Genomic DNA, 7,701 nt, shown 5'->3' with positions numbered 1-7,701 from the left:
AGCAATTCCAAATTCAAAACTTTGACAACTCGCTGAATCAGACTGGAGGATAAGGAAACACCTCGTGGGAGCACGGTGATGGAATCATTGCCTTTAAGTTTTGGGGTGTTGTTAGGCTATCTGCATCAAGCCATCAGTCGGATTGAAGACCCAAGGCAAGCGAGTAACGGCACCCGCTACAGCGTGAGTGACGCAATCTTGGCAGCGTTTAGCGTGTTTTTCATGCAGTGCGAGTCTTTCCTGGAGCACCAACGGCAAATGCAGAGTCGGCAGGGCAAGGATAACGCTCAAACATTGTTTGGGTTAGCTCAAATTCCGAGTACACCGCAAATCCGCAATATTTTGGATCACCTGGCTGCACCTGTCCTAACGGGTGTGTTTGAGCAGGTGTATCGAGGTTTGAGGCAAGGGGGATACTTGCAGGCATACACCTGCTTGGGAGGGCATTTGTTAGTCACCTTAGACGGGACGCAATATTTCAGTTCGCAGAAAATTCAGTGTCAGCAGTGTTCAACTCGAACGCATAAAAATGGGCGTGTGACCTATTTTCATAGCGCGATTCTACCCGTGATTGTCGCTCCTGGTCAGTCGCAGGTGATTGCCTTAGCCCCCGAATTTATCAGTCCGCAAGATGGGTCTGTGAAACAAGACTGCGAAGTGGTGGCGGCTAAACGCTGGATGCAGACCCATGCGGGGCAATTTGCCCAACACCCAATAACGCTGCTGGGGGATGACCTCTATAGTCGTCAACCGATGGTTCAGCAGTGTATAGAGCTTGGCATAAACTTCATTTTTACCGCTCTACCCGACTCTCACCCTGCTCTGTACCAGCGCTTGCACGTGCTTGAGGTTTTGGGGGCGCTCGAGACCCTAGAAATCCGGCAATGCCACCAGCGCACTCCAGCGATTTATCACTACCGCTATGCCAATCTCGTGCCGATTCGGGACACTCAACCCGCCTTGCTGGTCAATTGGTGCGAACTGGTCGTTACCCGGGAACACGACGCTCAGGTGCTCTACCATAATGCCTTCATCACCCACCATCGCTTGGGTCATACCACCGTTGCCTCAGTGGTCGCTGCTGGTAGAAGTCGGTGGAAGACCGAAAACGAAAATCACAATGTCCTCAAAACCAAGGGGTACCATCTCGAACACAACTTTGGGCATGGGCAGACAGCATTTAGCCAACTTTTTGCTCACGCTCAATCTCCTGGCTTTCCTGTTCCATACAGTGCTTCATCTAGTGGACACGTCTTATCAGAAAATTCGCCACCAACGGGGCACTCGCAAGGGTTTCTTTCAAGACATCCTCAGCCTGACTAAGTATTTGCTATTCAATAGTTGGCAGCATCTAATTGACTTTATGCTCTCCGATGCAGACCCCTCTCCTATCACTGATTCCTCTTAAATTTTTGAATTTGGAATTGCTGGCACTCCAGAGGCATACTATGCCATCCTCTGTCCTTTCCTCAAACGTAATCAGCAGCAAATCTCCCAGTCTTTTCAGGGTGTTTCCCTTGTTGTTCAGTGCATTGATATAGTCTGGAGCTTTATCAAGGGCGCTATCATAAACCCCAATCGCCTGCTCATAGGTGCTTAGAGCCTCCCTATGCTGAGACAGTCCAGCTTGCAAATCTCCCAGTCTTTTCAGGGTGTTTCCCTTGTTGTTCAGCGCATTGATATAGTCTGGGGCTTTATCAAGGGCGCTATCAAAGGCGGCAATTGCCTGCTGATAACTGCTCAGCGCCTCCCCATGCTTAGACAGTCCTGCCTGCAAATCTCCTAATCCTTTCAGGGTGTTTCCCTTGTTGCTCAGCGCATTGATATAGTCTGGGGCTTTATCCAAGGCGCTGTCATAAACCCCAATCGCCTGCTGATAAGTAGTCAGCGCCTCCCCATACTGAGCCAGCCCCGTTTGCAAGTCTCCTAGACATTGCAGGGTGTTCCCCTTGTTGTTCAGCGCATTGATATAGTCTGGAGCTTTATCCAAGACGCTATCATAAACCCCTATCGCTTGCTGATAAGTGATCAGCTCGCCATGTTCCCATGCTGAGCCAGCCGTGCTTGCAAATTCCCTAGACTGTGCAAGGTGAGACCCTTATTATTCAGCACCTTGGTAGAGTCGGGGGCTATATCAAGGGTGCTATCAAAGGCGACAATCGCCTGCTGATAAGTGATCAGCGCCTCCCCATGCTGAGCTAGCCCTGCTTGCAAATCCCCCAGACTTTTCAGGGTGAGACCCTTATTATTCAGCGCAGCGATATACCTGGGGCTGTATCAAGGGCGCTATCAATAGGCGGCAATCGCCTGCTGATAAGTAGTCAGCGCCTCCCCATGTTGAGCTAGCCCTGTCTGCAAATCCCCCAGACTTTTCAGGGTGGTTCCCTTGTTGTTCAGCGCAGCAATATAGTTTGGAGCTATATCCAGGACGCTATCATAAACCCCTATCGCCTGCCCATAGCTCGTCAGCGCCCCCCGATGCTGAGCTAGTCCCGCTTGCAAAGCTCCCATACTTTGCAGAGTGTTCCCCTTGTTGTTCAGCGCATTGATATAGTCCGGTGCCTGGGCGAGGGCAGCATCATAAACCCCTATCGCCTGCCCATAGCTTGTCAGCGCCTCCCCATGCTCAGACAGTCCTGCTTGCAAATCTCCCATACTTTGGAGGGCATTCCCCTTGTTGTTCAGCGCCTCGATAGAGTTTGGGGATTTGTCCAGGACGCTACCATAGGCAGCAATCGCCTGCTCGTAGCTGGTCAGCGCCTCCCCATGTTGAGCTAGCCCTGCTTGCAAATCTCCCATACTTTGGCGCAGGGCATTCCCCTTGTTGTTCAGCGCATTGATATAGTCCGGGGTTTTGGCTAGGACGCTACCATAGGCGGCAATCGCTTGTTCATAACTGCTTAGTGCCAATCCATACTGGGACAGTCCGGCTTGCAAATCCCCTAGACATTGCAAGGTGATCCCCTTGTTGTTCAGCGCCTCGATAGAGTCTGGCGCTTTACTCAGGGCGCTATCATAGGCGGCAATGGCTTCTCGATACTCCTGCTCAGCGGCTTCGTACCGGGCAAGGCGCTGAAAATACTCCCCTTCCCATTGAGAAATCCAGCCCAGGTGCAAATCATCCGGCACAACCAGGTCGCTCCGCACCTCTAGCAGTTCCCGGCAGAGTTCATAGCGGCTCAGCTTCAACGCTTCATCAAACACCTCTACCCAATCCCGCACCCCTGGCTGCCAGTCCAGCCGATTAAGATGAAAAATTGCTTCTGCGACTTGCCCTTGTTCCCGGTAGTATTGCTCCAATACCTGGTGCGCCGCTTGGGTCTTTTCCTCTCCCCATTCATCGTTCAACCGCCGCAGCAAGTCATGCATCCGATAGCGCCTCTCCGTCGCCCTCCGACGGTCGCCACCGGGGAACTCGTCACAAAGGAAAATCCAGTCAACAACCGAAAATCGGCATCATAGGGCGGGAAGTTCAGGGCTTTTGCCAGCAGTTGGTACAGGTTTAGATCAAATGATCGACAGGCGCTCAAGGCATAGATCCCATCCCGCACCGACTCACTCACATATTTCAGCAATCGCTCAATCAGCACGGCTGCTTTCTTCTGGGCTTCGGGCAAACTCACAAAATCCGCTGCGGTCAGGCTGATTCCCTGACTCCGCGCCTGCATCACTACATCCGCTCCCAAACCCAGATAGGGGGTGCACTTCCCCAGCAGACACCTGGGCATAGTTCATCACTGCTTCAGCCAGTTCCCCCGTAATCCCTATCGGCTCTCGCTCCAGATAAATCAACCCATCGGCTTCCGACAAATTCCCCACCTGTTGCAAATTCACATGCTCAGGCTTAATGTCCGTCCCCGCTTTCATCGCTTCCTCCTCCTGCCACCGGGGTGCATCTTGTCCCGCCACCACCACCACAATCCCCAATTCCAGGTTCAGCCCCAGCAACAGTTGCCGCAGCCACTCATCCCGATAAAAGTAGCCTTTCTTTGGCAGCCCCCGCTCATGTCCCCAAAAGGCTTCATGGGCATCAAACAGCAGCACAATCCGTTCGGGAGCTTGGGGCTGCTCCATCGCCACGTTCAAATCCTCGGCAAACCAACCCGGCAACTCATTAATCAACTCTGTGTTCAGGTCTTTCTGGCAGATTGCTTTTACCTGCTCCTGCGTCAGCCCAGTCCGCGCTAGATACAACGTGAACTTTTGCCCCAAGTCCTTCACAAAGAAGTCGAGCACAGCCTTACCCGCAGTCCCTACTGGATTTTTGCTGACAATATCAATCAATGCGGCGATCGCTCCCACTGCCTCTGTTAAGGGAAACAGCGCCTTAATGTTTCCCGCGACTCACCCTTTCGGTGCAAATACCAGATACAGGCAAAGTCATACCGGGGAAATTTCAGCCCATAGCCCAGCTTTGACTGTTCCACTGCCTCCGCCAGTTGTTTCCGCAGCAGCAGCAGCCCATAAAACGAGTCTTGCGGACGCTCATTCCCTCCCTCCCGTTGGGGCAAAATCAATCAGCACCGCTGGCACTGGCTCACAGTTTTCCAGGGGTTTAGCCCGCTCCATCACTTGGGCAAGCTCTCCATCCGAGCGCCCCTTTACCTGTTGCCATTGTTCCTGCCGCAACCGCTTACAGCACTTCTGCTGCAAATACTTCAACAAGGCTTAGTTTTAGCAACGGGAAAAATTTTGGTCGTTAAGACTGAAGCCCAGGCTGGCGTAGCTCTCGGAGTTGCTGTTTCTTGCCAACCTGCTCCTGGTTAAAGTGATACCGTCCATAAACATTGATGTGAGCATATCGAGTGGGCCAGATATGTTTCAACTCTTCATCCCCTGGAAACTGCCCCTCTTGCTTCAACTGTTGAACCACCTTCTCGATGTAAACCGAGTTCCAGACGATCACCGCATTCGTTACTAAATTCAGGCAGCCAACCTGATTGTGTAGTTGTTCATCCTGCTGCCCTCGGATTTCTCCCTGATTGGCATAACACAGATGAGAGCGCAGGCTATGTAGTGCTTCCCCTTTGTTGAGCTGGCGATTGAGTCTGCGACGATTGGTCTCGTCGGCATACCAACGCAGAATGTGAATGGTCTTGATCAACCTGCCATACTCCTGCAGTGCCCGTGTCAAGGGATGTTTGCGTGGGAACGCCTGCAATTTTTGCATAATCAGCGAAGCCGTTACCCATCCCTGTTTGAGTGACCCTGCTAACCGCAACATATCATCCCAATGCTGAACAATCCGTTCTTGATTGATGACGTTGGAGAGATGGCTTTTGAGGTTAGGGTAGTTTTCCAAATTAACAGCACTGGTGCGGTAAAGCTGCTGGTCTGCCAAATCGCGAATGCGGGGGGAGAATTGTAAACCTAATAAATCAAACAAGGCGAAGACGACTTCGGTGTATCCTGCGGTGTCAGTAGTATGCTCCAGAATCGGCAGTTCAGTTTCGTTATTCAGAATCTCGTCAAGGACGTAGGTGGCATCTCTAACCGTCGTTGGCACTGCTTTAGAGCCATACTGCGAGAATTGATCACTGGTCCAGCTATAAAATGTAATGCCTTTGCCATAGCCGAAATAGCGCGGAACTGCCCGCCCCTGCCGCACCGACCCTTTAACTGGGAATCGTTGCCCATCCGATGAAGACAACGTCCCACCACCCCAGAGTTGACTTAAGGGTTGGCGGTAGTGGTAGTTCACCAGTGCATCATTGGCTTCCCGCAACGTGTCTTCACGAATATACCAGGTGTTGCACCAACTCAAATGAGGATAGGACAGTGCCGCAGACGTTGCCAGTTGCTTTAATTCTAGGTTGCAGGCTTGTGCCAAGAGACAGCCATATAGATGCAGCAACAGGTGATTGTCTCGATGGGATGATCCGCCGAGGTGTTTGAATGCATCTGAGAAGCCTGTCCAGCCATCAACCTCAATCAGCAAGTCTGTAATGTCGAGTTGAGGTAAACGGGTTGAGATCGCCTGAGCCAGTTGCTTCAATTCAGCAGATCGTTCCTGAGCTTCAATCGGTGACAATACCAGTTCGCCCTTTTCTTCTCGCAAATCTCCATCTGGGAAGTCATTCAGTAAGGTTTCTACCGCATCCATTAAGGAGAACAATTCGGTTTCCCGTTCTGCCAAACGCGCTTGAGCCTCAAGGGGTGTTCCCAGGAGGTTTACTGTCTGATCACGTTGGACAACCCACTTCTCTTGGGGAATGAAGTAGCTCTCTAATTCACTAAATCGACGGCTATGGGTCAGGTAAATTGCTCCAGAACGTAATTCCTGCCGCAGCATCCACAGAGCAGCCAGCTCGTAGAGCGAGCCGATGATCCCGTCGGGTTGCACCACGTAGGACAGCCATGCCTCCGGTACGAATCCGGTAGGTGCGTCATCCGGCACTTTGCGGCGAATTCCTGCATGGATTTCTCGCACCAATTGAAGCGCCTTCAGTAATCCTTGACCCTCCTGACCAGATTGGAATTGAAGCGTTGCCAGAAAGCGACTGGAGAAGTGCCGTACCCGTTGATATGACTTCCCAAAGTAGTCTACATACGCATCATTCTGTGGACGAATGAGCTGTTTTGCTTCTTCAAGTGCCGTTTGTAATTGTATCTGACTAATCTGTTCAAATGTCTTCGCGCGGATGGTATGGTCTTCTACCTCTGGGTTGAGCAGAATCTGTCCCAAATCATACAGAGTCTGAAGTTTCTCGTTAATCGTTGCAGTCGCTTTCAACCGGTCTTGTTCAAAGTGCCGCTTTGCCTCACCGTACAACTTCCAAATTCGTTGGTCTACCATCTCAATCAAGTCATCGGTAAAGTTGTAGAGAGATTGCTTGAGGAACGCAGCCAAGATGGGATATTGTTTGGCTTCATTTGCACGTTGCAGATATTGATTGGTTGCTCTGTACTCTCAATTCTTGCCAAGTGGTTGATACGGTTAGGGTTGAGTTGGGTCAGCTTCCACTGATTGACTTGGTGCTGTTGCAAGAAGGCAATCTTATCAAGGGTTTCCAGGATTTGTTTGGGGTTGTCTCCAGTGGGAGTTCTCTGCAACCAGGACAAGGGGGTTCGCCCCAGATCGTCATCCACCTTCAGTAACTTGTCCAGAACCAAGCAACAATCCTTGGTCAGTAACGATTGCAAACTTTGATAGATTGTATTTTGAGCCTCGTGCCTTGCCTTAGAGACCTTATGTGCCAAGCGAGTGGTGCCGATGCGGATAATCTTGTTCTGCTTCAGGAATTCACACGCCATTGTGAACAATAACGTGGGCTTGTCATGCTCCAAAGCTCTTTGCAAAAGCCACTGCTCTAGCTTTACAATATCGGCAGTCGTGGCTCGACGATACCCTGCCAGTTTTTGAATTTGCCGTTGGTGGTGGCGTTGGGTGCTGGTGCGTTTGCCGTAAAATGCCAAGAGTTCCGCTACAATCGCTAACTGTTGAGCGACGTACTCCACAACAACTTGAGGAATTTGCAAGAGATCGTCTGGGAAAAAACCTAGATACCTTAAGCAACCCAGTTGTAGTGAAAATCCTAAACGGTTGTGATTTCCTCGAATAGAATCAATTTCCTGATGGTCAGCAGAAGAGAGTAAAAAGAAACTGTTTAATTCCTCATGGCTGATTTCTTGAGGAAAGCGATTCAATTGGTCATGATTTGCTTGCGATAGGAACTGGACAGGCATGGTTCAAAGAGGACA

The 7,701-nt window shown here is 50.9% G+C and carries 9 protein-coding genes and 1 pseudogene; 1 reads left to right on the top strand and 9 read right to left on the bottom strand.

All coding sequences use genetic code 11. From position 1 onward, the window contains the following. Positions 1-108: 108 nt before the first annotated feature. Positions 109-1,324, top strand: a pseudogene (locus AC1S5B_RS22375) (ISNCY family transposase); the annotation flags it as partial. Between the two features lie 27 nt (positions 1,325-1,351). On the opposite strand, the gene AC1S5B_RS22370 reads toward AC1S5B_RS22375, so the two are convergent. The 9 genes from AC1S5B_RS22370 to AC1S5B_RS22330 all read right to left on the bottom strand — a co-directional run bounded on the left by AC1S5B_RS22370 (position 1,352) and on the right by AC1S5B_RS22330 (position 7,686). Further along, a complete protein-coding gene (locus AC1S5B_RS22370; protein ID WP_482037891.1) occupies positions 1,352-1,990 on the bottom strand; it encodes a tetratricopeptide repeat protein in 639 nt (212 codons plus the stop codon). A 38-nt stretch (positions 1,991-2,028) separates the two neighbouring features. Continuing rightward, positions 2,029-2,214, bottom strand: coding sequence for a hypothetical protein (locus AC1S5B_RS22365; protein ID WP_482037890.1), 186 nt, complete (start codon positions 2,212-2,214; stop codon positions 2,029-2,031). A gap of 75 nt (positions 2,215-2,289) precedes the next feature. Next, positions 2,290-3,369, bottom strand: coding sequence for a tetratricopeptide repeat protein (locus AC1S5B_RS22360; RefSeq protein WP_482037889.1), 1,080 nt, complete (start codon positions 3,367-3,369; stop codon positions 2,290-2,292). Then, positions 3,345-3,623, bottom strand: a complete 279-nt coding sequence (locus AC1S5B_RS22355) for a hypothetical protein (RefSeq protein ID WP_482037888.1) — start codon at positions 3,621-3,623, stop codon at positions 3,345-3,347. The genes AC1S5B_RS22360 and AC1S5B_RS22355 overlap by 25 nt, the downstream gene beginning before the upstream one ends. Next, positions 3,580-4,302, bottom strand: a complete 723-nt coding sequence (locus tag AC1S5B_RS22350) for a hypothetical protein (protein ID WP_482037887.1) — start codon at positions 4,300-4,302, stop codon at positions 3,580-3,582. Before AC1S5B_RS22350 ends, AC1S5B_RS22355 begins: the two co-directional genes overlap by 44 nt. A gap of 8 nt (positions 4,303-4,310) precedes the next feature. Then, complete coding sequence (locus tag AC1S5B_RS22345) at positions 4,311-4,517, bottom strand: hypothetical protein (RefSeq protein WP_482037886.1); 207 nt, start codon at positions 4,515-4,517, stop codon at positions 4,311-4,313. Then, a complete protein-coding gene (locus AC1S5B_RS22340) occupies positions 4,486-4,665 on the bottom strand; it encodes a hypothetical protein (protein WP_482037885.1) in 180 nt (59 codons plus the stop codon). Before AC1S5B_RS22340 ends, AC1S5B_RS22345 begins: the two co-directional genes overlap by 32 nt. 34 nt (positions 4,666-4,699) lie before the next feature. Then, positions 4,700-6,850 (bottom strand): Tn3 family transposase, encoded by a 2,151-nt coding sequence (locus AC1S5B_RS22335; RefSeq protein ID WP_482037884.1) that lies wholly within the window; start codon positions 6,848-6,850, stop codon positions 4,700-4,702. Further along, entirely contained in the window at positions 6,802-7,686 is an 885-nt protein-coding gene (locus tag AC1S5B_RS22330) for a DUF4158 domain-containing protein (protein WP_482037883.1), read from the bottom strand. Before AC1S5B_RS22330 ends, AC1S5B_RS22335 begins: the two co-directional genes overlap by 49 nt. Between the last annotated feature and the right edge of the window lie 15 nt (positions 7,687-7,701).

It is taken from the genome of Leptolyngbya sp. CALU 1928 (assembly GCF_056784215.1).
Note: the sequence above shows the minus strand (reverse complement) of the source record. Positions and strands in the feature narration are given on the sequence as shown.

Excerpts from the sequence above, each read along its gene's own strand:
- AC1S5B_RS22360 (WP_482037889.1), bottom strand. The coding sequence starts at position 3,369 with ATGCATGACTTGCTGCGGCGGTTGAACGATGAATGGGGAGAGGAAAAG.
- AC1S5B_RS22330 (WP_482037883.1), bottom strand. The coding sequence starts at position 7,686 with ATGCCTGTCCAGTTCCTATCGCAAGCAAATCATGACCAATTGAATCGC.